General features: G+C 43.9%; 18 protein-coding genes. 6 read left to right on the plus strand and 12 right to left on the minus strand.

Going from position 1 to position 24,481, the window contains the following annotated elements:
- Positions 1-12: 12 nt before the first annotated feature.
- Entirely contained in the window at positions 13-1,230 is a 1,218-nt protein-coding gene (locus FHS57_RS14255; RefSeq protein ID WP_183974689.1) for a carboxypeptidase-like regulatory domain-containing protein, read from the minus strand.
- Positions 1,223-1,804, minus strand: coding sequence for an RNA polymerase sigma factor (locus FHS57_RS14260; protein ID WP_183974692.1), 582 nt, complete (start codon positions 1,802-1,804; stop codon positions 1,223-1,225). Before FHS57_RS14260 ends, FHS57_RS14255 begins: the two co-directional genes overlap by 8 nt.
- 263 nt (positions 1,805-2,067) lie before the next feature.
- Here FHS57_RS14260 and FHS57_RS14265 point away from each other — a divergent pair, with 263 nt between their 5' ends.
- The gene (locus FHS57_RS14265; protein WP_183974693.1) at positions 2,068-3,924 is read left to right on the plus strand and encodes a vWA domain-containing protein; all 1,857 of its coding nucleotides are present in this window, start codon (positions 2,068-2,070) and stop codon (positions 3,922-3,924) included.
- Positions 3,925-3,991: 67 nt separating this feature from the next.
- Here the strand turns inward: FHS57_RS14265 and FHS57_RS14270 are convergent, their stop codons facing one another.
- Together FHS57_RS14270 and FHS57_RS14275 are read right to left on the minus strand one after the other, a co-directional pair.
- Positions 3,992-4,630: a porin family protein gene (locus FHS57_RS14270; protein ID WP_183974694.1), complete on the minus strand. Its 639-nt coding sequence runs from the start codon at positions 4,628-4,630 to the stop codon at positions 3,992-3,994.
- A 232-nt stretch (positions 4,631-4,862) separates the two neighbouring features.
- On the minus strand, positions 4,863-5,573 hold the full coding sequence (locus tag FHS57_RS14275) for an SDR family oxidoreductase (RefSeq protein ID WP_183974695.1): 711 nt from the start codon (positions 5,571-5,573) through the stop codon (positions 4,863-4,865).
- Positions 5,574-5,636: 63 nt separating this feature from the next.
- On the opposite strand from FHS57_RS14275, the gene FHS57_RS14280 reads away from it, so the two are divergent.
- On the plus strand, positions 5,637-7,145 hold the full coding sequence (locus tag FHS57_RS14280; RefSeq protein WP_229601347.1) for a sulfatase family protein: 1,509 nt from the start codon (positions 5,637-5,639) through the stop codon (positions 7,143-7,145).
- Here the strand turns inward: FHS57_RS14280 and FHS57_RS14285 are convergent.
- On the minus strand, positions 7,142-10,405 hold the full coding sequence (locus FHS57_RS14285; protein WP_183974696.1) for an ELWxxDGT repeat protein: 3,264 nt from the start codon (positions 10,403-10,405) through the stop codon (positions 7,142-7,144). The genes FHS57_RS14280 and FHS57_RS14285 overlap by 4 nt on opposite strands.
- 64 nt (positions 10,406-10,469) lie before the next feature.
- Complete coding sequence (locus FHS57_RS14290; RefSeq protein WP_183974697.1) at positions 10,470-11,057, minus strand: methyltransferase family protein; 588 nt, start codon at positions 11,055-11,057, stop codon at positions 10,470-10,472.
- A gap of 226 nt (positions 11,058-11,283) precedes the next feature.
- Here FHS57_RS14290 and FHS57_RS14295 point away from each other — a divergent pair, with 226 nt between their 5' ends.
- From FHS57_RS14295 to FHS57_RS14305, 3 genes are all read left to right on the plus strand, one after another.
- Positions 11,284-12,825: a serine hydrolase domain-containing protein gene (locus tag FHS57_RS14295; protein ID WP_310586994.1), complete on the plus strand. Its 1,542-nt coding sequence runs from the start codon at positions 11,284-11,286 to the stop codon at positions 12,823-12,825.
- 72 nt (positions 12,826-12,897) lie between these two features.
- Positions 12,898-14,241 carry a Gfo/Idh/MocA family protein gene (locus FHS57_RS14300; protein ID WP_183974698.1) on the plus strand — a complete coding sequence of 448 codons (1,344 nt, stop codon included), beginning with the start codon at positions 12,898-12,900 and terminating at the stop codon, positions 14,239-14,241.
- A 69-nt stretch (positions 14,242-14,310) separates the two neighbouring features.
- Positions 14,311-15,477, plus strand: a complete 1,167-nt coding sequence (locus tag FHS57_RS14305; RefSeq protein WP_183974699.1) for an AIR synthase-related protein — start codon at positions 14,311-14,313, stop codon at positions 15,475-15,477.
- 271 nt (positions 15,478-15,748) lie between these two features.
- On the opposite strand, the gene FHS57_RS14310 is transcribed toward FHS57_RS14305, so the two are convergent.
- Entirely contained in the window at positions 15,749-16,162 is a 414-nt protein-coding gene (locus tag FHS57_RS14310) for a DUF3592 domain-containing protein (RefSeq protein WP_183974701.1), read from the minus strand.
- A 142-nt stretch (positions 16,163-16,304) separates the two neighbouring features.
- Positions 16,305-16,613, minus strand: a complete 309-nt coding sequence (locus FHS57_RS14315) for a hypothetical protein (RefSeq protein ID WP_183974703.1) — start codon at positions 16,611-16,613, stop codon at positions 16,305-16,307.
- 166 nt (positions 16,614-16,779) lie between these two features.
- Between FHS57_RS14315 and alaS the strand changes: the two genes are divergently transcribed.
- Positions 16,780-19,431 (plus strand): alanine--tRNA ligase, encoded by a 2,652-nt coding sequence (gene alaS, locus FHS57_RS14320; RefSeq protein WP_183974705.1) that lies wholly within the window; start codon positions 16,780-16,782, stop codon positions 19,429-19,431.
- 201 nt (positions 19,432-19,632) lie between these two features.
- Here the strand turns inward: alaS and FHS57_RS14325 are convergent, their stop codons facing one another.
- Genes FHS57_RS14325 through FHS57_RS14340 form a run of 4 tightly spaced genes read right to left on the minus strand, consistent with a single transcriptional unit; the run spans position 19,633 to position 24,296 of the window.
- Positions 19,633-20,508 (minus strand): hypothetical protein, encoded by an 876-nt coding sequence (locus FHS57_RS14325; protein ID WP_183974707.1) that lies wholly within the window; start codon positions 20,506-20,508, stop codon positions 19,633-19,635.
- On the minus strand, positions 20,501-22,222 hold the full coding sequence (locus FHS57_RS14330) for an ORC-CDC6 family AAA ATPase (protein WP_183974709.1): 1,722 nt from the start codon (positions 22,220-22,222) through the stop codon (positions 20,501-20,503). Before FHS57_RS14330 ends, FHS57_RS14325 begins: the two co-directional genes overlap by 8 nt.
- Positions 22,222-23,226: an HD domain-containing protein gene (locus tag FHS57_RS14335; protein WP_183974711.1), complete on the minus strand. Its 1,005-nt coding sequence runs from the start codon at positions 23,224-23,226 to the stop codon at positions 22,222-22,224. Before FHS57_RS14335 ends, FHS57_RS14330 begins: the two co-directional genes overlap by 1 nt.
- Complete coding sequence (locus tag FHS57_RS14340) at positions 23,223-24,296, minus strand: DNA cytosine methyltransferase (protein ID WP_183974713.1); 1,074 nt, start codon at positions 24,294-24,296, stop codon at positions 23,223-23,225. The genes FHS57_RS14335 and FHS57_RS14340 overlap by 4 nt, the downstream gene beginning before the upstream one ends.
- Between the last annotated feature and the right edge of the window lie 185 nt (positions 24,297-24,481).

Here is a 24,481-nt window from a genome sequence, read left to right on the forward strand (position 1 = left end):
GTCCCATTTGTGCTAAAACTGGAAAACTTGGCGCTTTCTTTCTGATTGTGGCTTTCCTTTTTTATAGGTCGGCGTCCATTTTTCTCCCTGTTTGAGGATGCGAACGGCTTCCTCAAACAGCTGATTATTCGCCCTATTTTTATTCTCAAAATCACTTAATTCCCCCAACTCGTTTACTGTAAATTCGACCACTACTCGTCCGCGAGGGCCTTGGGGGTTCTTTTCCAAAAATGCTTGTATTGCTTGCCGTACGTAATCGGAATACGTTTTTTGGTTTTGGATTGATCTGGACTTTTGGGTACGTTTGCTATCGCCTGTGACCACTACCTCACTGAGTGCATTTTGCTCTGCTTTTAACAAAACTGGGGCTAAAAGCGAATCTTTCACCGTGATTTGGACGGGAACAAAACCGACGGCACCGACACTTACATTGTCATTGGGACGTACTCCTCGTAGGAAAAACGTTCCGTCGTTAGCCGAAGAAGTCCCTCGGTTGCGTCCCATCACCGCAATGATACTTCCTGCCAGTGCTTCTCGCGTTTCGGCATCCAATATCTTTCCGCGTAGCGTAAACGTATCGGCTGGTAACGCCGCCGCAGGAGCCGATGCAACTCGACTTTTTGCCTGCGCGGGCCTCGTAGCCAATTCCTGCGCAGGAACTGCGGCGATTTCCTCCGCCTTTTTTTCTGCTACTATGCTTGCTGCACTGCCCTCCGCGGGAGCAGCTTCCAACATTTCTTGGGTAGGAGGCGCAGCGGCCACTTGTTCTTCGACTGGTTTTTGAGCAAGCGTTTTCGTCTTGGGTTTGGCAGAAAGTGTTGGCGAGTTTTCTTCTAAAATAGGCGCACTTTCAGGTACGGGAACCGACGGCAATACCGTCTCTGCCGTTGTTTTAGCCGTTGATTCGGGTAACTCTTGCCGCTGTACCAACCACCAACCCAACCCCACAGCCATAACCACCGCAGCAGCCGAGGCATAGTAATACGGTACTAACCTGCGTTTTTGGGGTGAAATTCGTTGTTGAAGCCGCCTACGAACATCCAACAGCGCTGCCGACTCGTCCACGCCCGCTTTTTTCATGGCTTGGAGACCTTCCAGTGTATCATCCACCTGCTGGTTTTGCAATGCTTCTTTTTCGACCTTGTGCTGGTCTTGGGGAGTCAGTGTCCCTGCTACGTACTGGCGCAGTTGGGGCATCAAAGGCGAAGTAGGTTGTTTTGATTTAGCCATGTTGTTTGCCCTCCATGCACAGTTTTAGGTTACGCTTTCCGTTTTGGAGATAACTTTTCACTTTTGTTAACGCAAATCCCGTTTGCTCGGCAATCTGTTGGTAGCAAAGTTGTTGGAAATAAAACAGTTCTACGCTTTTGCGCTGTTCTACGGCCAACGTTTGCAGGCAATCGCCCAAATCCGACAATTGCGTTTCAAGCGTTGCGTCGGTTTCGGGGGTTTGTACCACGAAGGTTTCGTAGGCTTCGTGGTCAAATAGCCCCTCGTCGCCCACTACCACGCGTTTGGCGCGCAGTTGCATCAAACAATGATTGCGCGTTACGCTGTGCAACCAGCTTTTGAAGTTGCGCACTTCGCTCGTTTTCAACTCTTCTATCAATTGCTCAAACACCTGCATGACGGCATCTTTGGCATCGTCTTCGTCGCGCAAGTACCTGAAACATACCGCAAAGACCATGTCCATGTGCCGTTCGTATAACTCACCCAACTCGGTCAAATTGCCCGTTCGGCGATACTCCGAGAGGTAGTCGGTATCGGAGAAATCTGCTTTTCGACGAAATAGTTTTAAGAACAAGTCTTTGCTGCTTTTTTAAGTATTGAAAATTAACAAGATACCAGGGCTAACGCCCCTTTCTGTATTAGAATCGTTTTTATATCTACGATGATGTTAGGGCTACGCCCCTCAAAAACCGAAAAAGATATAACCCTGACATCATCATTGAATGTAGTTTATCTTTAGATGAACGAATAGAGAAAATTCCACAAAAAAATTTCAAAAACTTTTATGGAATCGGGCTGGTGGTTGCATCTAGTGGTTGAAACTAACAAATCACAACCATGAAAACAAATCTTTTTTGCCTGATTTTAAGCGTATTTACGTTGTTTGCTTGCGCTCAATCTACTCCCGTTACAGTCACGGGTACTGTGCTTGAAGAAGGGCTGTTGACCCCCATTTCAGGCGTAACAATTGCTATTAAAGGAACAAACAAAGGCACTACTACCGACGTCCACGGGCGGTATTCGCTGGCCGCTCGCAGGGGTGACAAACTGGTTTTTAGCTTTGTTGGCTACCAAACCATCGAACGAACCATCGGCAAAGATTCGGTGGTGAATGTCAAGCTCAAAGTAGCTCACGAAGCCTTGCAAGAGGTTGTGGTAACTGGCCTTAGTAAACGCGCGGTAAAGAGCATGGCTGCGCCTGCCTCTTCTTTTGCCTTGATGGGTACGCCTCCTCCCGCCATGCAAATGGACTTCAATGCCGAAGAATACAAAGGCATCAATGAAAACGGTTTTCATAACCCTAAAAACAACCCGCTCACCACGTTTTCGATTGACGTAGATCGGGCGGCTTACAGCAACGTGCGCCGACTGCTGAATTTGGGGCAATTTCCGCAGAAAGACATGGTGCGGATTGAGGAAATGATTAACTATTTTGACTACGACTATCCGCAGCCCAAAGGCGAGCACCCCGTAGTTATTCAAACCGAACTATCGGATTCGCCTTGGAATAAAGGCTTAAAATTGCTTCACATCGGGCTACAGGCCAAAACCATTCCTAGCGATAACCTGCCTGCGTCAAACTTGGTGTTTTTGGTGGACGTATCGGGGTCGATGGGAATGCCTAACAAATTGCCTTTGGTCAAAGAAGCCTTCAAATTATTGGTCAATCAGCTTCGTCCCAGCGACCGCGTGGCTATGGTGGTGTACGCAGGAGCGGCAGGAACAGTGCTCCCCTCTACCCCTGGTAATCAGGCTTCTACCATCAAAGACGCCTTAGACAATCTTCAAGCGGGAGGTTCAACGGCGGGTGGCGAGGGCATCCGATTGGCCTATAAAATTGCCCAAGACCATTTTATCAAAGGAGGAAATAACCGCGTCATTTTGGCCAGCGATGGCGACTTCAACGTGGGGGTTTCGAGCGAGGGCGAATTGCAACGATTGGTCGAAGAAAAACGTCAAAGCGGCGTCTATTTGAGCGTTTTGGGCTTTGGAATGGGCAATTACAAAGACAACAAAATGGAAACCTTGGCCGACAAAGGCAACGGAAATTATGCCTATATCGACAATTTACAAGAAGCCCAAAAGGTATTTGTGCACGAATTTGGCGGGACACTTTTTACCGTTGCCAAAGATGTAAAACTCCAATTGGAATTTAATCCACGGTTTGTCAAAGGTTATCGCCTCATCGGTTACGAAAATCGAATGTTGAACAACGAAGACTTCCACAACGATAAAAAAGACGCGGGCGACATGGGCAGCGGCCATACCGTGACGGCCTTGTACGAAATCATTCCCGCAGGAGTGGAAAGCGCTTATTTGAATAAGGTAGATGACTTAAAATACCAAAAAAGTGCGGAAGTCGCCACTTCTTCGGACGAACTGGTGACCATCAAACTACGCTACAAACAACCCGATAGTGAGACAAGCCGCCTTTTTGAAGTACCTGTACGTAATGCAGCTACGCCTTTGGCCAACACCTCCAATAACTTCCATTTTGCGGCAGCGGTAGCCGAATGGGGATTATTGCTTCGCGGTTCCGAATTTAAGGGAGAAGCCTCTTATGATCAGGTTATTGACCTTGCCAAAGGAGCTATTGTCAAAGACCCAGAAGGCTATCGCGCCGAGTTTGTGCGCTTGGTCAAATTGGCTCAGTCGCTGGATACCTCCAAAACAGTTGCCAAAAAAGACGAATAAAAAAATGCCCGTAGGTGGGCTTATCGCCTGCCTACGGGTCATTTCCAGCCACTATATATAACCTAACCTATCTAAACTTCCCTGTGCTTGGAGAGTAGTTGCCCAGTGGAAAACTTACGCCTACATTGAGTCCCCACGAGCGGTTGTGTACATCAGAAGCATTCGCCATCACGTTGGTAAGGCCAATGTTGTAACGCAAATCAGCGTTGAGCCATACTTTATTTTTGATGGAATAGTTGAGCCCTGCGCCCAAAGCTGCTCCCGCATCTACACCTTTGTAAGCCCGTGCCGCCCCTTCGGGATTGATGTTTACATTACTTTCATTGACAGCTTTGACCAAAAATCCAACGTAAGGCCCTGCCATCAATTTGGGACGAAGCGCGTTGCCACGGCCATTGAGATAATAGGTTCCCATGATGGGTATTTGGATGTAATCGAGGTGGCCTTTTGAGGCTCCGTTCCCCGATTCGCCCCCAATTCGCGAATACAACAGTTGTCCATTGACTCCTAAACGGCTTTCTCCACTATAGTTGATAAAAATACCCGCCGAGTTGCCGACTTTCCAGTCGTTATAAATTGGGTGATTGGTCAATCTCGAAAAATTTACCCCTACAATCGGGCCAAAAGAGACATTTTCTTGGGCTGTTACCTGTCTTCCTGCTGAAATCAAGGCAATCATTAGGAGGAAATAAGCACTTCTTTTCATGGTTGTGAGTGAGTTTTTGTGGTTGTACTTTTCCTTCAAAAACCTCGTTCCACTTGTTCTAAGAAAAAAACCAGCCCAAAAACGGGGAAAATTTTCCTCATTTTTGGGCTGGTTTGTGGGGAGTTTTCGGTTAACGGGGTTTTGAGAAACCCCTTGCTCAGGTTATTAGTAACCTGAGCCACGTTTTATCAGTAACCGACTGCCGAGGTTTTGAGAAACCTCGGGCACGTTTTTATTTCGGCATTGTCGGGCGAACTTCGATTTTACTTGGCAGCGTGCGGGGGTTCATTTTTAATAAATCCACCACAATTTGTCCAATGTCTTCGGGTTGAATCTTCCACGCATCTTTTTCGGAAGGTTCGTGATTATTAAAGTGCGTCGCTACCGAACCTGGCATAATCGTCGTTGCTTTGATACCAGCGCTACGCACGTCCATCATCACCGCCTGCGTGAAACCTACTAAGCCAAACTTGCTGGCATTGTAGGCCGATCCGTTGGCAAAAAAGTTGGTTCCTGCCAAACTCGCAATCGTAATCAAATAGCCTTTTGACGCCGTAAGGGCGGCCAACGACGCTTTGGTACTGTAAAAAACACCCGTTAGGTTAATGTCAATCGTTTCTTGCCACTGTTCGAGGGTCAGTGTTTCGATGGGAGCAAAATGCCCTACCCCTGCGTTGGCAACGAGCACATCGAGGCGCCCCCATTTTTCCAACACCTGATTCACCGCCGCTTGCTGAGAATCAAAGTTTCTCACGTCGGCTACGACTCCTAACGCCGCGCCTTCTTGCAATTGATTCAACTGTGCCGCTGCTGCTTCCACCGTTTCTGCGTTGCGACCCGTTATGGCCACTTTGTACCCTTCTTTGATGAGCATTTCGGCCACACCCAGACCAATTCCCTTCGTTCCTCCCGTAATCAGAGCCGTTCTTAGTATTTCTTTCATGGTTCTTTCTTTTTCGTGTATCGTAATTATTTGTTCGTTTCTCAACAACACCATCTCCTCCAAATGAAATCCCGAATCGCCCTGTTTTTAGTCGTTGGTCTGGGTATTTTACCCCAATGGTTCATGCAAGCGCCTGCTACCAAACCCAACATTATCTATATTTTGGCCGACGATATGGGGCAAGGCGACGTATCGGTATTTAATCCAAAGGCTAAGTTTAAAACTCCGCACCTCGACCAACTGGCGGCGGAAGGAATGCGCTTTACGGATGCGCACTCAGGCTCGGCGGTGTGTACGCCCACGCGCTACGGGATTCTGACGGGGCGGTATTCGTGGCGTAGCAAGCTCAAAAAGGGGGTTACGTGGAGCTACGACTCAGCACTTATTGAAGATAAACGACTGACGGTGGCTTCCTTTTTGAAACAAAACGGCTACCAAACTGCCTGCGTTGGCAAATGGCATTTGGGGCTCAATTGGGCACCTAAAAACGACCCCGTTGTACCCGTTGATTTTTCTCAGCCCGTCCAACAATCGCCCAACGAATACGGCTTTGATTATTCTTACATCATTCCCGCCTCCCTCGACATCCCTCCGTATGTGTATGTTGAAAATGGCCGCGTCACCGCCCAACCCAACCGCGAAACGGAATCCAAAACACAGTACGGATGGTGGCGAAAAGGGCCTACGGGCGCCGATTTTAAGCACGAGGAGGTCTTGGAGCGGTTTGTTCAAAAATCGGTGGAATACATTCGTAGTCGTACGTCTTCGCAACCTTTTTTTCTGTACTTGCCACTGGCCGCACCCCACACACCCATTTTGCCGAATGGGCAATGGCTAGGCAAATCGGGGCTAAACGAATACGGCGATTTTGTGCTGATGGTGGACGATGTCATTGGGCAAATCCAACAGGCACTCCGTCAGCAAGGGATGGACAAAAATACGCTCATCATTTTTACGTCCGACAACGGCTGCGCGCCTTACGCGGGTACCGAACTCATGGAAAAAGCGGGGCATTTTGCCAGCAATGGGTTTCGGGGTTACAAAGCCGACAGCTACGAGGGAGGGCATCGGGTGCCGTTTATTGCCAAGTGGGCGGGGCATATTAAGCCCAACACTGCGTCAGACCAAACAATTTGTTTAACCGATTTTATGGCGACGTGTGCGGGGATTCAGGGCAGAAAACTCCCCCAAAATGCGGGCGAAGACAGCTACGACTTGGGGCCTGTTTTGTTTGGCAAAAACCCAACGAAACCTTTGCGGGAAGCCACCGTTCACCACTCGGTAGAAGGGTTATTTTCCATTCGACAAGGCGAGTGGAAACTGATTTTGGACGCAGGTTCGGGCGGATGGAGTTACCCCAAACCTGGCAAGGATTACGAGGGTTTGCCCACGGTGCAGCTCTACAATTTGAAAAACGACCCTGCCGAAAAAACCAACCTTTATGCCCAATACCCCGACAAAGTAACGCAACTCAAAGCCTTGCTCCGCAAATACATTCAAGACGGACGCAGCACCGCAGGAACGCCCCAACCGTACGTTGAAAGTACCTCTTGGCCAGGGGTGAAATTTTAAAACCCCTCTACGCTTTCCTGAAGTACTTTCCCATCCGAAATGACTACAAAGGTGTAGCGAGTCAGGCCCGTATCAAGTTTCTCTTTAGAAATACTAATGCTGGGCATTGGTTTGTTTGCATCAGGGTATTTGAATGCTCTGTAAATTTCTGAATTTTGAATTTTGGCCAAAACAGGTTCAATCTCATAGCGCGAAATAGAGGGAACTGTTACATCGTTTGAAACCTGCTTCGGAGTTTCCTGAATTTCAGGGGCGGCAGCCTGATTAAGAGTCGGAGTAGCTATTTCAGCCGTAAAGATGGCGTAAGGCTGGGTTTCAAAACCAGGTTCGAGTGTCACTGACGTATTCGATTGATAACTGTTGGTAGAATAACTCGTTGGTTGGTTAGTGGCTGTTATGGCTCCCGTTGCTTGGTATTTGATGTATTGGCCTCTTTCGGGGTTATCTTTAATGGCTACAGAAGGCAATACTTCGGCTTCCTGAACAAACAATTCTGTACCATATTGAGGGCTAATGGCCGCAAAGTAGAACTTACCATTGTGACTTTGTTGAGACCCACCTAAAGGTTGGATTACTCCCGATATGGAACGATTTGCTATTGGTCGAATACCGTTAGGAGTAGCATCTATTTCCCATAGCTCAGAAGTAGTGAAGAAATAATACTTTTGATTGTGGGTAAACGTACTGTAAATACTTGAAAATTTATCCTCAGATATAGGAGAAGTGCCTTTTTGGGTACCGTCTGAACGATAAATAGGTCTAAAGCCAGGCTGATCCTCAATCCAAAAATGAAAAATAATGTGTCCATTCACAATATCAAACAAATCGAAATGCCTACGTTGGCTTAGAGGAACATCTAATGTAATAACTAATTGTGCACCTTGTAGTGTACTATCTCTTGACCAAATTTGACCACTACCGTTATTTAAAACATGATATACTTTATCATTAAAATTGAGCATTTTTCCTGATAATCCATCAGCTACATTTCCATCAGGGGCCGTTAGAAAAAAAGTCCCTTGTTCCGTACCATCAGTTCTACAGATATGATATTCCATTTCGTTTGGAGTCGGTCGATGTAAAGAACTAAAATAGACTAAATCCCCAACTACACCAAAATTATCAATATCCATCGAATGGCCATTTAACTCTTTAATTTTTTTGGGGATAGCATTTTTGGTTTCAATTTTCCATAACTCAAGTATACTTTTAGCATTATAAGTCCATAAAACTATAAAGTCATTATTGGCATATAAACCCCAAAAGCCATTAGTAGAAAACTGTATTTGTGTGCACATGGTTCCGTTAGTACGCCAAAGTTGGTTACCATATAAACCAAACTTAAAATATAAGTCGCCTTCAAATAGGGTAAAAAATGCCCTAAAAGTACCATTACTACTGGAATTTTGAAGTACTAATTGGGAGTTTCCCTCTTCATCAATCTTCCATACTTGATTTCCATTAACCATTACATAAAGGTGATTTTTATAGACAATCATTCCATTAAAATAACTATCTGTATTGGTAGAATTATACCAAAGAGAAGTGGGCTTTTTGGTAAAGTCTTTTACCATTCGGGTAGTCGCCTCCGTCCCTTTGGTCATCCAAAGCTCTCTTCCATAACGAATGTTATCAGCGCTAAAAAAAAGTGTATTATTTAGCCCAATAAATCTTTGCTTACTGGATGCCCATTGTTCTTGATTAGGATTAGCGTCGGCGGGAGTAGTATTAACTTCTTTCAATTGGCTTATTGTATTCCCATCTATTCGCCATACTTCACTACCACTGTCGTCATCTTTAGCACTGAGGTACAGCTTATTCTGAAACACAATTTCAGGGCGAATATCAAACAGCCCAAGGGACGAATCTATGTTTTTCACCATGATAGTCCCCTCTGCGGTTCCATTGCTTCGCCAACACTCTTGCCGAGTCAAATCATCGGCATCGTTCGATATAAAATAGAGTTTATCTTGATAGACGATAGGTTTGTCAAATACGGCATCACTCACTCCTACGTTAATATCTTTCACCAATTGAGTACCATTGGCTGTTCCGTCGCTCTTCCAAAGTTCTTTTCCATGGGTACCGTCATTGGCCGTAAAAAACAGTGTACCGTTGATAGTCGCTAGGTTTATAGTTCCTTCAAAAGCATTGGCACTGCCCGTTCGGACATCTTTCACCAGCGTTGTATTAGCTGCTGTACCGTCGGTCTTCCAAAGTTCTGCCCCGTTTGAAGGTGTACTATAAACAAAATAAAGCCAATCATTAACTGAAATAAATTTAGATGTATAAAACCGATTTCCTTGAGAAGTTAACTGAACTGTTCCTGTTGCCGTTCCGTCCGATTTCCAAAGTTTATAGCCTGTGTTATCAGTATCGGCCAGAAAATACATAAAGCCATTGTGTACAAATAATGAGCTATTCATAATTCCGTACGCAAATGATTTTACCAAACTTGTACTTGCAGAAGTCCCGCTTGTTTTGTATAAACTAGAATAACTATTTGTTGTTGAAGCCGTGAAAAACAACGTATCTTTATAGGCAATCGAATATGAACTACCAAACTCAATAGATGATTCAGCCCCTGGGTTCAAATCAATGACCAAGCGAGTTCCTTCGGAAGTACCATCGGTACACCATAATTCGTTTCCCAATTCATCAAAAGCGGTAAAGTAGAGAAGATTCCCTACTTGCGTGATACCAGATACGCCAGAAGAAACATTGTCCCCTTTGGCGATATCTTTTAATAAAAAAGTACCTGCTGTGGTTCCATCTGATATGTGAGGTTCATCCCCTAATTTATAATGAGACGCTACAAAAAAAAGCTTTCCATTAAAGTTGAAAAGGTTTCTTGCTCCATGGTAGTAGCCTTCTGGATTATAGTCATTTGTTAATAGTCGTTGAGTACCTACCTCAGTTCCATCCGTTTTAAATAGCCCGCCAGTCGGCATACCACTTGCCCAGTAAAATAGAGAATTACCAACATTGGCAGCTTGCTGGATTACGTAAATATTTTGCGTAGGAGTTAGTTGGGTAGTTCCTTGTTCCGTTCCATCGCTTTTCCATAGTTTATTAAACGTTTTTTGAGTTCCATTGGCTCCTGCAAAAAACAACTGATTATTGGACACAGTAAACAACTGAGGTTCAGAGCCATTAGACCCTAAAGCAATGTCCTTTACAAGGCGAATTGTAGGCTGAGCAAATAAGTGATTCGAAGTATTTAGCCCAGCAATTATAAATATAAGTGTAACTAAGCGCATTTTAGTTGTAGTTTTAACGCACTAAATATACTTTGTATCAAAGTAATCTCATAGAAATAATTGACTAAAATAATTTCGGAAACAGCATCGCTACTCGACGGCGATACTCCACATAGGCATCTCCAAATTCGCGCACGAGTTTTCGTTCTTCATACACAATGCCAATACGAATATAGACCGTAATGCAAATGGCCATAATCAAGGCTTGGGGGCTAGCTTCCCCCACAAATACGCCCCATGCCCACAAAATAGTCCCCGTATATAACGGATGCCGTACGTAACGCAGCAGCCCACCCGTTCGGAATTCGTTGGGAGTAGCCAATGAAGCAGGCGCTGAAAGTCCTAAAAATTCACGCAAATCGTAACCGCGCAGTCCCCACAAAGCAATGATTATTCCCAGGCCTTTGGCCGCTTCTGCTAGGATGTCAGCCCACCATGCAAAAGCCCAGAGGCATTCTTTAGGGAATAAACGTTGGTACCACAACAGCCCTATCAACAATACAAATGCCAATCCATTGTACATCAAGCGATAGTATCGAAAAGCACTTCCTAATTTTTGTTCAAAAAAACGCTTGACTTGGTGGCTTGCTAATACGCTGTGTAGTAGCCCATAAGCTAACCACAAGATGATTTGAAGTAGGTAGGGATTCATATTATTAGTATTATAAATAGCACACGGAAAACACGGATTGGACAGATTGACACGGATTCATGCCCAATTTGTCATTTTAATCCGTAAAAATCCATTACATCCGTTCAATCCGTGTGCTAAAAAGGGAGAGCAAGGCCATTGAACGACAAAAATTGGTAGAAGCATAGCGTAGTTTCAGCGGTTATCACTATTTTCGATGCCTATCCAACGCTAACCACAAAAATCTGTGAAAAAACTATCTTTCCTTTGTTTCCTTCTATTCAGTTATTGTTTTAATGGCTCAACAGTCCTAGCCCAATCCTACAAACCGCCCGTATTCACCGACCCCGACCGAATGAAGAAAATCGAGTCGGTATTGCCTACCATTGACAAAATTTACAAAGAATACGCCGAAAAAAATCATTTCCCTGGGTTTACATACGGCGTGGTGGTCGATGGTAAATTGATTCACACGGGGACAGCGGGCTACACCGACCTTAGCAAAAAAACGCCCGCCACGACGCAGTCGCTTTTCCGTATTGCGTCGATGAGTAAAAGCTTCACGACCATGGCGATTTTGCAATTGCGCGATGCGGGCAAACTCGACTTGGACGACCGTGCTGACAAGTACATTCCTGAAATGAAGAATACGAAATTGCTCACGGCCGATGCCCCAGCCATTACGATTCGTCATTTGCTCACGCACGCGGCAGGTTTTCCTGAAGACAACCCGTGGGGCGACCGCCAATTGGCCGATACCAACGCAGAGTTGTTGCAATTGATTAAAAACCCCATTGCTTTTTCAAATACCCCAGGAGTAGCCTACGAATACAGCAACTTGGGTATTACGCTACTGGGCTATATTATCCAAAAAGTATCGGGAAAAACCTACCAACAGTTCATCAACGACAACATCTTCCAACCCCTCGGCATGACCCACACCAAATGGGAGTATGCTGAAGTCCCCGCAGACAAACTCGCCCACGGCTACCGCTGGCGCGACGGCCAATGGACAGAAGAAGCCCTCCTCCACGACGGCGCATGGGGAGCAATGGGCGGTTTGATTACGTCTATCGACGATTTTAGCAAATACATAGCTTTGCATTTGGCGGCTTGGCCTCCCAAAAACGACGTCGATAACGGCCCATTGAAACGGAGTTCGATTCGGGAAATGCACCAACCTTGGAACATCAGTGGCTTTTCTCCGCAGTTCAAATACGCGACGGGGCGCCCGTGCGCTACGGTGTCGGCTTATTGTTATGGCCTCAATTGGCTGCGCGACTGCGAAGGCCGCGAGTACGTAGGTCACAGCGGCGGGTTGCCTGGTTTTGGTAGCAACTGGCGGATTTTGCCCCAGTACGGTATTGGGGTAGTGGCATTTGCCAATGTTACCTACGCTCCCACTGTTCCGATTAACCTCCAAATTTTAGATACGCTCATTGTGAGTGCCCAGCTAAAACCTCGTCAGCTACCCGCCTCCGACATTCTAAAACAACGCCAACAGCAACTTACTCAGCTCCTTCCTAACTGGCAAAATGCCGAAAGCAGCGGGCTATTTGCCGAGAACTTCTTTGCCGATTACTCTTTGGAAGCCCTCAAAAAAGAAGCATCGGCTTTGTTTGAAAAAGCAGGAAAGATTGTGAGCGTAAAAGAAATTGTTCCCGAAAATCAACTGCGCGGCCGCTACCTTATCGAAGGAGAAAAAGCAACACTCTGGGTGTCGTTTACGCTTACGCCCGAAAGTTCGCCATTGATTCAGGAGTATCATATTGGGGAGGTGAAGAAATAATACCTATATGAACAAGTTAACATTAGATTCTACCCATTCTTATCCTTTTGCATAGTAAAACGCACAATCCCTATGCAAACCTCCCGCAGAGATTTTATTCGTTCGGCTTCGGTGGCTACTGGAGCAAGTTTATTCTCATTTACCCCCCTCGAATTGCTGGCAAGCCAACGCAAACGAGTCTCTGCCAATGATAAATTACAATTGGGAGTGATTGGTTGCAAAGGCATGGGGTGGTCAGATTTACGCTCCCACCTCCAGATGAGCGAGGTCGAGTGCGTGGCCTTGGCCGACGTGGACCAAAGTGTTCTCGACCAGCGCGCAGCCGATGTGCAAACTGCCCGTGGCAATCGCCCTCAGCTCTACAAGGATTACCGCAAAATGCTCGAAAACAAGGACATCGACGCGGTGATTGTAGGTACGCCCGACCATTGGCACTGCTTGGCGTTAACCGATTCATTGGCGGCGGGAAAACACGTCTATTGCGAAAAACCGTTAGCCAATTCCATCGAAGAGTGTAATATCATGCTCGCTGCGGCCAAACGCGCGGGTAAAATTATCCAAATCGGGCAATGGCAACGAAGCGGCTCGCACTATGAAAAAGCCATCGAGTACGTGCGATCGGGTAAATTGGGTAATATTCGTTTGGTAAAAGTATGGGCGTACCAAGGTTGGATGGAGCCCGTCCCCGTCAAGCCCGACAGCGCACCTCCTGTAGGCGTTGATTACGATATGTGGCTCGGCCCCGCCAAAAAACGCCCCTTCAACCCCAACCGATTCCACTTTAATTTCCGCTGGTTTTGGGACTACGCAGGTGGCCTAATGACCGATTGGGGCGTCCACGAAATCGACATTGCGCTCTATGCCATGAACGCCAAAGCGCCCAAATCCGTCATGGCTTCGGGTGGAAAACTCGCCTACCCCGACGATGCTTCTGAAACCCCCGATACGCTCCAAACGGTGTATGAATACGAGGGCTTTAACATGCTTTGGGAGCACGCCACGGGCATCGACGGCGGGAATTATGGCCTTACCGAAGGGATTGCGTTTATTGGCAACAACGGCACGTTGGTATTGCATCGCGGGGGCTGGTCGCTGCACCCCGAAACCCAAACCAAAAACGGCATTAAAGTCTATAAAATTGAGGATATTCCTGACCAAGCGCGCAATGGTGACTACCTCAACGAACATACCAAAAACTTTGTACAGGCTATCAAAGACAACAACCCCAAACTGCTCAAGTGCGGTATCGAAACGGGAAGTGTAGCGGCTATCAATGCCCACATGGGTAACATTGCCTACAAAACAGGGCGGAAAGTATATTGGGATGCGACAACGGGCGCGTTCAAAAACGACGCGGAGGCCAACGCCCTCATCAAAGCCCATTACAATAACGGCTGGCAACTACCGAAAGCGTAAAACCCCGATAGGGTTAGAAAATGAGGCGTAAAGTTGGTAACTTTGCGCCTCATTTTGTTTTTCAACTCCATGACAGAACGTTACCTACAACGTGGGGTGTCGGCCTCCAAAGAAGACGTACACCGCGCCATTGCTAAGCTCGACAAAGGACTCTTCCCCAAAGCTTTCTGCAAAATCGTCCCTGATATTTTGGCAGGTGACCCCGACTACTGCACCATCATGCACGCCGACGGAGCAGGTACCAAAACCTCGCTGGCGTATTTGTATTGGAAAGAAACAGGTGACTTGTCGGTGTGGCGTGGCATAGCGCAAGACTCGATTGTGATGAATACCGACGACCTGATTTGCGTAGGAGCAACGGGTCCGATGCTTATCTCGTCGAGCATCGACCGCAACAAAAACAAAATTCCTGGGGAGGTCATCGCCGAAATCATCAATGGCACCGAGGAAGTATTGGAAATGCTTCGCAGTCACGGCGTTGAGATTTACAGCACGGGTGGCGAAACAGCCGATGTAGGCGATTTGGTACGCACCATTACGGTCAATAGCACGGTAATTGCACGCATGAAACGTTCGGACGTGATTTCTAACGATACCATCCAAGCGGGCGATGTGATTGTCGGGTTGGCATCGTTTGGACAGGCTTCCTACGAAACCACTTACAACGGAGGCATGGGCAGCAACGGACTTACTTCCGCCCGTCACGACGTGTTAGATTCTTATCTTGCCCCCAAATACCCCGAAAGTTTTGACCCCGAAGTCCACAGTTCGTTAGTGTACAGCGGTTCAAAACGCCTCACGGATGCCGTCGAAAATACACCTGTCAACGTGGGTCAATTGATTCTTTCGCCTACGCGTACCTACGCCCCTTTTGCCAAAACGTTGTTGGACGAACTCCGTCCGCACATTCATGGCATGGTGCATTGCAGCGGTGGCGCCCAAACCAAAGTATTGCATTTTATTGAGAATCTGCACGTTGTTAAAAATAACCTGTTCCCCATTCCTCCGCTCTTCAAATTGATTCAAACCGAAAGTGGAACGAGCTGGCAGGAAATGTACAAAGTGTTTAACATGGGGCATCGCCTCGAAGTGTATCTTTCATCTGAACACGCCCAACGCGTCATCGAAATTGCGCAATCGTTTGGTATCGAAGCCCAAATTATCGGCTACGTGGAAGCCAACGAAGGCAAAAAAGTAACGGTTCAGAGCGAGTTTGGGGAGTTTGTTTATGAATAGCTAGGACATTGTTTTTTATGTCGCCCGCAGAAGGCCGCAGACTAATACAAACGCAGATTTTCGCTGAAAAACGTCTTCATCAAGTCCTTTTTTAGCGAAAATCTGCGGCCTTCAATCTGCGCCAATCAGCGAGTAAAACGGTAGTCAAACTTAGCTAACGTTGAAAATAAAATTTCAACACTCCTCAATGTACAGATGAAAACTAGAAAAACGCTTATCGAGCTTTTATTGGTACTGATGGGCTGTGAGCGAAATTACATCATTGATAGGATTAACTCCTACTAATTTTCAACCCTACTCCCATAAAAATAAGCCCAAATACGGCCAAAACAGCCGACAGTCCCCATAATTCCCAAAACCCTGCGATTTTAGCATTCGCAGGGTTTTGCTTTTCGTACAAAATAGGCACTTGTTCGCCATTTTCGTAATCAGGGCGGCCCCTGCCCGTATCCGACCGAAAGGTCATACGCTTGCCTTCCGCCGTCTGAAATTCAACAACGGGATAATAAGAACCTTTCCCTTTTCGCGATTTTACATACACCGACTCCACCACTGTCCCCGTGGCCGAAGCAGCCTCTTTTGCAAATTTCTGGTCGTTTTGAAACAATATCCAAGCCCCAATCATCAGCAGCAGCCCAATGATTGCAAAAATACTTCCACCTATCCGATTTGACTTTTTGTTCATCGCACACACAACCGATTAATTACTCAGGCAAAGTTAGTTTCTATTATTTGTTGCTCTAAAAACAGGCTTAGCTAGCTGATAATCTGAATTTTACGATTAACAGATAACGATTAACTATTAACGGGCTATTACTTAGTAACCCTTATTTTGGTTTTTGGGGAAGCACATTTTTCTTCAACGGATTGGGCATTCGGTAGCGGTATTTACTCTCCTCTCCTTGGGGAGTGATAGGCATCGCATTGGGCATGGCATCGCCTGACTGCACAATGAGCACAGGCATATTGTCCACCCGCGAATAGGCTACCGTAGAATCACTTGAATAGCGAAACATAGGCACGGGAGTTGCCTGCTTAATCGGTGGTAATTGCTTAGAAGGCACTTTCAATTGCAGTTGCTGTGCCCAAAGCACGTGCACACCAAACATCAGGGGAATAAATAGCAGTTTTTTCATGGCAGGAAGTAATACGTTGAACAGAAACAGTTGGGTATCTTTTACGCAAGTTAATCAAAATCAAAGCACAATCTGAAAGCTACGGCATTTTTCCGTAATTTTGCAGCCCAATTCACAGCTAAGGACTATCGACTGTGGACTATCGACTATTAAACGTAAATCGAAGATGACTTCTCACGAAATCCGCCAAGCTTTTTTAGACTTTTTTAAGAGTAAAGGACACCTTATCGTGCCGTCGGCACCGCTTGTTGCCAAAAATGACCCCACGCTCATGTTTAACAACTCGGGCATGGCGCAATTCAAAGACTTTTTCTTGGGCAACGGAACTCCTCCGAGCAAGCGCATCGCCGATACCCAAAAGTGCTTGCGCGTGAGTGGAAAACACAACGACTTGGAAGACGTAGGTTTTGACACCTACCACCACACGATGTTTGAAATGCTCGGCAACTGGTCGTTTGGGGATTACTTCAAAAAAGAAGCCTTGGAGTGGTCGTGGGAACTGCTCACTGGCATTTATAAACTTCCCAAAGACCGCATCTACGTATCAGTATTCAAAGGAGACGAAAAAGATGGCGTACCGTTTGACCAAGAAGCGTGGGATATTTGGAAAGCCATTTTAGGCGGCGAAGAGCGAATCATTTTAGGAAATAAAAAAGATAATTTCTGGGAAATGGGCGACGTAGGCCCGTGTGGCCCGTGTTCAGAAATCCACATCGACCTCCGCGACCAAGCCGAAGTGGATGTAAAGCCTGGCAAAGAACTCGTCAACGCCGACCACCCGCAAGTGGTTGAAATCTGGAACAACGTCTTTATGCAGTTTGAGCGCAAGGCCGACGGGTCGTTGATTACGCTTCCTGCCAAACACGTGGATACAGGGATGGGCTTTGAGCGCCTCTGTATGGCCATTCAAGGCAAACAATCGAACTACGACACCGATATTTTTCAAAATACCATTCAGGTCATTGAGAAAATGTGCGGTAAAAAATACGGCGTAAGCGGCACGCTCAACACCAGCGATTATACCGACATCGCCATGCGCGTTATCGCTGACCACCTTCGGGCGGTAAGTTTCGCCATTGCCGACGGACAGCTTCCGTCCAACGCCAAAGCGGGTTACGTAATTCGTCGCATTTTGCGCCGCGCCATTCGCTACGGCTACTCGTATTTGGGCTTTACTGAGCCTTTTATGAGTCAGTTGGTACCTGTCTTGGCCGAACAATTCAAAAATGTATTCCCTGAGCTTAAATCGCAAGAGGAGTTTGTGACGCGCGTGGTGTTGGAAGAAGAAAAGAGCTTCTTGCGGACGTTGGAGTTGGGAATCAAGCGATTCGAGTCACTTAGCCCAACGGGAGGCGTCATTGATGGAAACATCGTTTTTGAACTCTCCGATACCTACGGTTTCCCTGTGGATTTAACGGCGCTTTTGGCCAAAGAAAAAGGGTACAAAATCGACGAAGCGGGCTACGAAAAGGCACTGGCCGAACAAAAGAACCGCAGCCGCCAAGACGCTGCCAAAGAAGCCACCGACTGGGTAGAAATAAGCGAAGGAAGCGATTTTGAGTTTTTGGGCTACGATACCCTCGAAGCAACCGCTCAACTCATCAAATACCGCAAAGTAAAAACCAAAGCTGGCGAAGAATACCACATCGTACTCGACCGCACCCCTTTCTATGCCGAAATGGGAGGACAAGTGGGAGATACAGGCGAATTACGAATTACGAATGGGGAATTACGAATTATCAACATCGTTGATACCAAAAAGGAGAATGATTTATTTATTCATGTTTCGAGGGATAAGAATTTAGATGAACTACTCATCGCTCCTCACTCCTCACTCATCGCTAAAGTGGACGCTCATCGTCGTCAGAATATCATGCGGAACCACACGGCGACGCACTTGATGTTGGCGGCTATGCGTCGGGTGTTGGGAACGCACATTGTTCAGAAAGGTTCGTACCAAAACGACGAAGTGACTCGCTTTGACTTTTCGCACTTTGCCAAAGTAACCGACGAAGAACTCGCGCAGATTGAAGCCATTGTCAACGGTAAAATCCGCGAAAACATTGCGCTCAAAACCCACGTCAACATCCCCATCGACGAGGCCATCAAAATGGGCGCGACGGCCACTTTTGGCGAAAAATACGGCGATTTTGTGCGCGTGGTAGAGTTTGACCCCAACTTTTCGGTCGAGCTTTGCGGGGGGACGCACGTACCTGCTACGGGCGAAATCTCGCTCTTTAAGTTCATCTCTGAAGGGTCGGTTTCGGCGGGGGTACGTCGGGTAGAGGCCGTAACGGGCGAAAAAGCCTTTGAGTTATTGAACGACGAATTGCGCATTACGAATACCCTTCGCGATATGTTCAAGGGACAAAAAGACGTTGTCAAAGCCGTTGAAGGTCTTTTGGCCGAAAAAGCTGCTTTGCAAAAACGCATCGAAGCCCTCGAAAACGAGAAGTTAGCCCAAGTAAAAGACGCCTTGTTGACCCAAGTAACGCACACCAACGGCGTTGCCAGCCTGATCGCCCGCGTAGAAGTTCCGAACGCCGACGCTTTGAAATCGCTCGTTTACCAATTGAAAGAGCAATCACAAGCGCCTTTCTACATCGTTTTAGGAACGGTGTTGGGTGGTAAACCTCAGTTGGCCGTGATGCTTTCTGACGACTTAGTAGCACAAGGCAAACACGCAGGCAACATCGTAAAAGAGCTTGCCAAAGAAGTAAAAGGCGGTGGCGGTGGTCAGCCTTTCTTTGCCACCGCAGGTGGTTCCGACGCCAGCGGCTTGGATGCCGCTTTGGCAAAGGCGAAAGGAATCGTGTAGCTATAAATACCTTAAATCAATTCATACACACCCCTGTTATTATTCAAATGGATGATGGCAGGGGCGTTTTGCCTATAAAATCTAACAAATAATACTTGCCAAATTTTATGAATCTCTCTCAAACTTCTTCATTTCATAGCTATTTGTTTAGAGAATTATTTAATGTGGCTTTTTAGGAAGCAGAGTTTATCGTAAATACTTTTAGAACATTCCGTAAACGGCTTCATCCGCAATACCCACAGAATAAGACTTATTGTACTCTTTTGTTGGCACATAAGTTAAAGCGATTTCTGGATGCTTTAAGAAGATTCGATAAATAGAAATAGAAGAAATTTTTGGTCCAAGAGAAGCCACAATAACATTATAATCGCTTTTCAATTTGGTTATCTCTTCATTTAGTACAGAAAACCCCAAATCTCCACTATAAAAGTCTATTTCAAACGTATTTACTTCCGTTCCTTTACATTGTTCTCTGTGTTGTTTCTCGATATTCCTTTTCTGATTATCAAATTGGCTACCTTTTTGAAGTCCAAGAACTGTTAATGCGGGTTCGTAGAATCTTACCAACTGATTTGTTCTGTCATAGTCATATCCCGTCAATATCATCAACGCAGTGTGGCGACCAAATTCAGCTATTCCTGAATGTTTGTATAGTAATCGTGGCCTATCAGGCTCTTTGCAAAGCCATTCACCATAGTTCAGTGGTTTGTGATAAATATAGTGAGTTTGCTTTGAGTTTTTTTGAAGGAAGAAAAGTAACCCCCAGATTGTTTCACGAGGCATCGTTGAAATATCAAGAATAACATTTTCTGTACTCATTAGTTTGTTAGCAACTAAACTTTCTAATTTTCGCCAACTGTAAGCAGGATTTTTGTATGATAATTTCAGTTTTTCTATTTTCACTTTTTTTTCATCACAAATAGCTTGTATCCTCGAAAGATTCTTTGACGAATATGATTCATATTCGTCAAAAATAATCAAATACAATGTAACGCTATTAAACTCATTTAGGTTCTTTTGTAAGCCTTCGATAAAGCGTTCTTCCCATCCTAAAACGGCAATTATATTATCAATCATAGTCGTCAAAAAGTGTCGGTGGTTGGAGAAGTTGGGTGGCTTCTTTTAATCGTTTATTTTTCGATGCAGCAGCCCACAAATCAGTAGATTTGATACTTATTTCAGAGTGTTGTCCTATTGGATCTAAACCTCTATCAGGTAGTAACAACCTATTCGGTTCATAATAACTTGTATGTTTACCATCATCTTTACTACGTCCCGTACGCATATATAGCAATTGAGCTTTTTGAGCAATCAATAAAAGATGCTCTAATTTTCTCATAGCTTCGCTTTTATGTTCCGTAATAATGAATTTTATAGCTCTTGGTTCTGATAAATTACTCTGTAATCTATCTCTGAATAAAGTCATCAAATTATTAAACATATTCAAGATATAATTTTTATCATTCTCTGAGCAACCTTCTATATTTCGATGAAGATGTTCTATGCTCTCCCATTTTCGTTTACTAATTGATTTTATAGCCTCTGTCTGAATTGTTGGGCTAATCTCTTTGATGTTAGAATTGTTAATTTGCTGATTTGACAATACCATTTCAAACATTTCATGGCATGGTGCTAATAAGTTTCTGATTACTCCTGTAGAAAGCTGTACAATTATTTCAAGTCCCGAATAGGGGGGTAAATTCGCCTTTGAATGTCTTTGTCCAAAATAATACGCTCTATGGTACTTATACACGTAATCACTGACTTGTTTTTGTGATGCGCTTGGATTTTTCGTCAAATATTCTTTTCTAACAATTTCTTTTGCTTCTTCCAAGCCTTTAATCATACTTGGATTAGTAGGAAAAAAATGTTCTGCGGAAATATTTATGTTATATAAGCTCAGGCGTCTCTCTATAATATCCTTAGCCATTTTACCAAAATCAGACCTTGAATTACGAAAAGGGTTTTCTTTCTCAACTTTTGTAAAGTCATGGTCTTCGATAATGCTACCCCCAGAAGCAGTTGTGAAGTGATATTCTTTTTCAGAAGTTATAGCTACCTTAAAACTATAATTAGAGTGGTCGCGGTATGCAATCCATGAATTAACAATTTTTTTCTGAAAGCTATTCAAATCATGGGCATCGTCAAGCATAAACATGAAGTGAGCATTACCCATAAAAGGTACGCTCTTAATCATTTCCAACAAAGGTAAAATTAGTGAATTAAGAGAATAAGTATTATTGTAAAACTCATCAAAATCAGGTGAATTAATTTTTCGTTGGGTCTTAATTACTTCTCGATGACTAAAAATAGATATAGATTCTAAAAAGGATTTTTCTGACGGTAGAGCCTCACCTGTTAAATATTCAAAGTCATTCTTTAATTTTAGATTATGCTTAATAAAAGCGTTTTCTATTTCCCTTATTGCATGTAAACTAGTCACCAATTCATTCGCTATGTATAAAGTAAGGTAGTGCTCACTCACCAGATACGCTTTAAAGTCATTGAGTAGTTCATATTCTTGTTTGTAAATCAGTGGGGTTTTACAAGGAATATGGATGCCAATATTATGAAAATCAAATTCTCGCTTTTCTTTTTTAGACTTCAAATATTCAATTTTTGCCGAGTAGTACAGTAACGTCATAGTTTTGCCTGTTCCTCTTTCTCCTGTCAAAAAAATATTGCGCGGGGAAATGATAAAGCGAGAAAAATTGTGATCTTCTATGTAATAATCTAAGATGTCCTCCTCTGATAGATTATTAGCAGCTTCATACTCAAAGGGGTTACGCATTAATCAAATTTGGTTATTTTATTAATAATATTGTTGATTTTGTAATCTTCGTATTTACTTTCAAGAGATTTGTACTCTTCTTGCCCAGGAATAGTTAAATCATCTAATATACAGTTGTTTAGCTGTACAACTGTCCTATCTTTTAATGTAATATTTATTGCAACACTCGTTTTTTTAAATTGCTCACAAAAAGACGAATAATGTCGTGCATATTTTCGCTCTTGATCAAGTTTGTGTACACGGCTGTAGATATATTTTAAATTGTCTTCTAATTTTTTTAAATTTTTATCTGTCTTGGTCTCAATACGTAAGTCATAAGTCAAAGCTATGCGCTCATTATTCTTATCAATAAATATACTGGTTTGCGAAGCATATTCATGAAATTTTAAACTATTTTTATGAATAAGTTTATTTTTTTGCATGAAATAAGATGTACGCTGAGGCCCTTCGGCTAATTCATCAGCGAAACGCAGAATAACTGCGACATCTCTTAATTTTACTGGATATCCATTGTCAATGTCGCCCGTAGGGTCAATACTTTTCATAGTATCTTTTGAACCGTCACGACTATTTCCACTATGAGCTTCAGCAGCGGTTGCTATTTGATGTCTTTCTCGTTTATAATTAGCATCTTTATGTAAGAAATCATCGTAAATTTTTGTAATAGTATCATATTTCCAATGTTCTTTTCTGTCAAATACATTACCAACATCGTGAAAAAGAATAGTCATTCCTAAAAAATACCAATCCCATCCAGAAAACTCCTTTACCATCCCTTTATTTAAAATGATAAAAGCATTGGACATAACATTTTGAATGTGTTTTGCACTATGATCGGTCAAATTTGGTTCTTTGACTGAAATATTTGGAAATATCTCATCAACTAATTTATTTCTAATAGATTTATAGTGAGTATAGTACTTATCCGCATCTTCACGGTTATTTAATTCTTTTTTAAGCATTTTCAAAATATGCTTTTCAAAATTTTGTTCAATCCAACTCATTTTAGATATTCGATAATTTTTTTAAAAACTGACCTTGCTAAAAGTGGTGGTACTGCGTTGCCTACTTGCTGTTGTTGAAACCCAATACTACCTTTAAACTCGAACCAATCAGGAAAAGATTGTAACCGAGCGGCTTCCCTTACTGATAACCCTCTATCCTGTGTTGGGTGAATTAACATATTTTTTCGATAATTACCAATAACAATAGAAGGTGTGTCTTCACGCAAACGGTGGTAAATGCCTGTATGGCAACGAGTAAAGTCTTTGTAGTTATTCATCAGTTCAGCAGGAATGTTTTGCCAATTGCCTCCCTGTGGGATATACTTATACCTTTTTACTACTAATTCTGAATTTCTGGTAACTTGATGGTTAGCAGACTTTTCAAGATTACCTCTTAATTGATTAGCGTAAGGCGAAGAAGGGTCTTTTCCATAGTTTTGCCAATTTTCACTTGCACCTACTTTCAAAATTGGTAAATCATCTAGAGCATCTTTAACTGTGTTAATGGTTAAATGTGTCGGTATTGGAAACTCAAATTCGATTCCATCAATGCTTCCTACTATAAAAAAGCGTGTCCGTTTTTGAGGTACTCCAAAATCAACTGCATTTAATTTGGCACATGAAACTTTATATCCAAGACCTTCTAAGTCGGCGACTACTTTTTCTAAAAAAAGACCACTCTCGGTTTCCGAAAAGCCTTTAACATTTTCAAATACCACCCACTTTGGAACAGGCTTTAAAAGCTTGACAATTCTTACAAACTCCTCAAAAAGCCAGTTATTATCATTTTTTAAATTCCGAGTCTTTTGATTAGATGTAGAGAATCCTTGACAAGGAGGTCCGCCAAATAATATAATGTTTGATTTAGAAGAAATTTTAAGAGGAATCGTATTCAAAGCACGTATATCTTTATCGAATATGATTGTCTGGGGTAAATTATGACGATAAGTAGTACAAGCATGTATATCATTTTCAACTGCTAATTTCACATCAACACCCGCTTCAAGCGCCCCTAACGACATACCTCCTGCCCCAGAAAACAAGTCAATACCTATAATTTTATTAGCCATCAAAGAAAATTTACAATATCATTTCAATATGCTAATTTGGCAAAATCTACTAATAACAGAAAAATATCGTTTAACTATTTTGCAAATAACTGAATATCAAGTACTTATAAAATATTTTTTTATAATCTAACTCTCACACTTCTCTCCCATTATTTCAGGCCGCAAATACCATAACCTCCCCTCCC

The sequence above is a fragment of the Runella defluvii genome (assembly GCF_014195535.1).
In the GTDB taxonomy this organism is placed as follows: domain Bacteria; phylum Bacteroidota; class Bacteroidia; order Cytophagales; family Spirosomataceae; genus Runella; species Runella defluvii.

What these genes read in the sequence shown, in the direction of transcription:
- FHS57_RS14330 (WP_183974709.1), bottom strand. Translation starts at nt 22,222, where the DNA reads ATGCGTAACCCCTTTGAGTATGAAGCTGCTAATAATCTATCAGAGGAG.
- FHS57_RS14340 (WP_183974713.1), bottom strand. Translation starts at nt 24,296, where the DNA reads ATGGCTAATAAAATTATAGGTATTGACTTGTTTTCTGGGGCAGGAGGT.
- FHS57_RS14255 (WP_183974689.1), bottom strand. Translation starts at nt 1,230, where the DNA reads ATGGCTAAATCAAAACAACCTACTTCGCCTTTGATGCCCCAACTGCGC.
- FHS57_RS14280 (WP_229601347.1), top strand. Translation starts at nt 5,637, where the DNA reads ATGAAATCCCGAATCGCCCTGTTTTTAGTCGTTGGTCTGGGTATTTTA.
- FHS57_RS14310 (WP_183974701.1), bottom strand. Translation starts at nt 16,162, where the DNA reads ATGAACAAAAAGTCAAATCGGATAGGTGGAAGTATTTTTGCAATCATT.
- FHS57_RS14290 (WP_183974697.1), bottom strand. Translation starts at nt 11,057, where the DNA reads ATGAATCCCTACCTACTTCAAATCATCTTGTGGTTAGCTTATGGGCTA.
- FHS57_RS14325 (WP_183974707.1), bottom strand. Translation starts at nt 20,508, where the DNA reads ATGATTGATAATATAATTGCCGTTTTAGGATGGGAAGAACGCTTTATC.
- FHS57_RS14315 (WP_183974703.1), bottom strand. Translation starts at nt 16,613, where the DNA reads ATGAAAAAACTGCTATTTATTCCCCTGATGTTTGGTGTGCACGTGCTT.
- FHS57_RS14265 (WP_183974693.1), top strand. Translation starts at nt 2,068, where the DNA reads ATGAAAACAAATCTTTTTTGCCTGATTTTAAGCGTATTTACGTTGTTT.
- alaS (WP_183974705.1), top strand. Translation starts at nt 16,780, where the DNA reads ATGACTTCTCACGAAATCCGCCAAGCTTTTTTAGACTTTTTTAAGAGT.
- FHS57_RS14305 (WP_183974699.1), top strand. Translation starts at nt 14,311, where the DNA reads ATGACAGAACGTTACCTACAACGTGGGGTGTCGGCCTCCAAAGAAGAC.
- FHS57_RS14270 (WP_183974694.1), bottom strand. Translation starts at nt 4,630, where the DNA reads ATGAAAAGAAGTGCTTATTTCCTCCTAATGATTGCCTTGATTTCAGCA.
- FHS57_RS14335 (WP_183974711.1), bottom strand. Translation starts at nt 23,226, where the DNA reads ATGAGTTGGATTGAACAAAATTTTGAAAAGCATATTTTGAAAATGCTT.
- FHS57_RS14300 (WP_183974698.1), top strand. Translation starts at nt 12,898, where the DNA reads ATGCAAACCTCCCGCAGAGATTTTATTCGTTCGGCTTCGGTGGCTACT.
- FHS57_RS14285 (WP_183974696.1), bottom strand. Translation starts at nt 10,405, where the DNA reads ATGCGCTTAGTTACACTTATATTTATAATTGCTGGGCTAAATACTTCG.
- FHS57_RS14275 (WP_183974695.1), bottom strand. Translation starts at nt 5,573, where the DNA reads ATGAAAGAAATACTAAGAACGGCTCTGATTACGGGAGGAACGAAGGGA.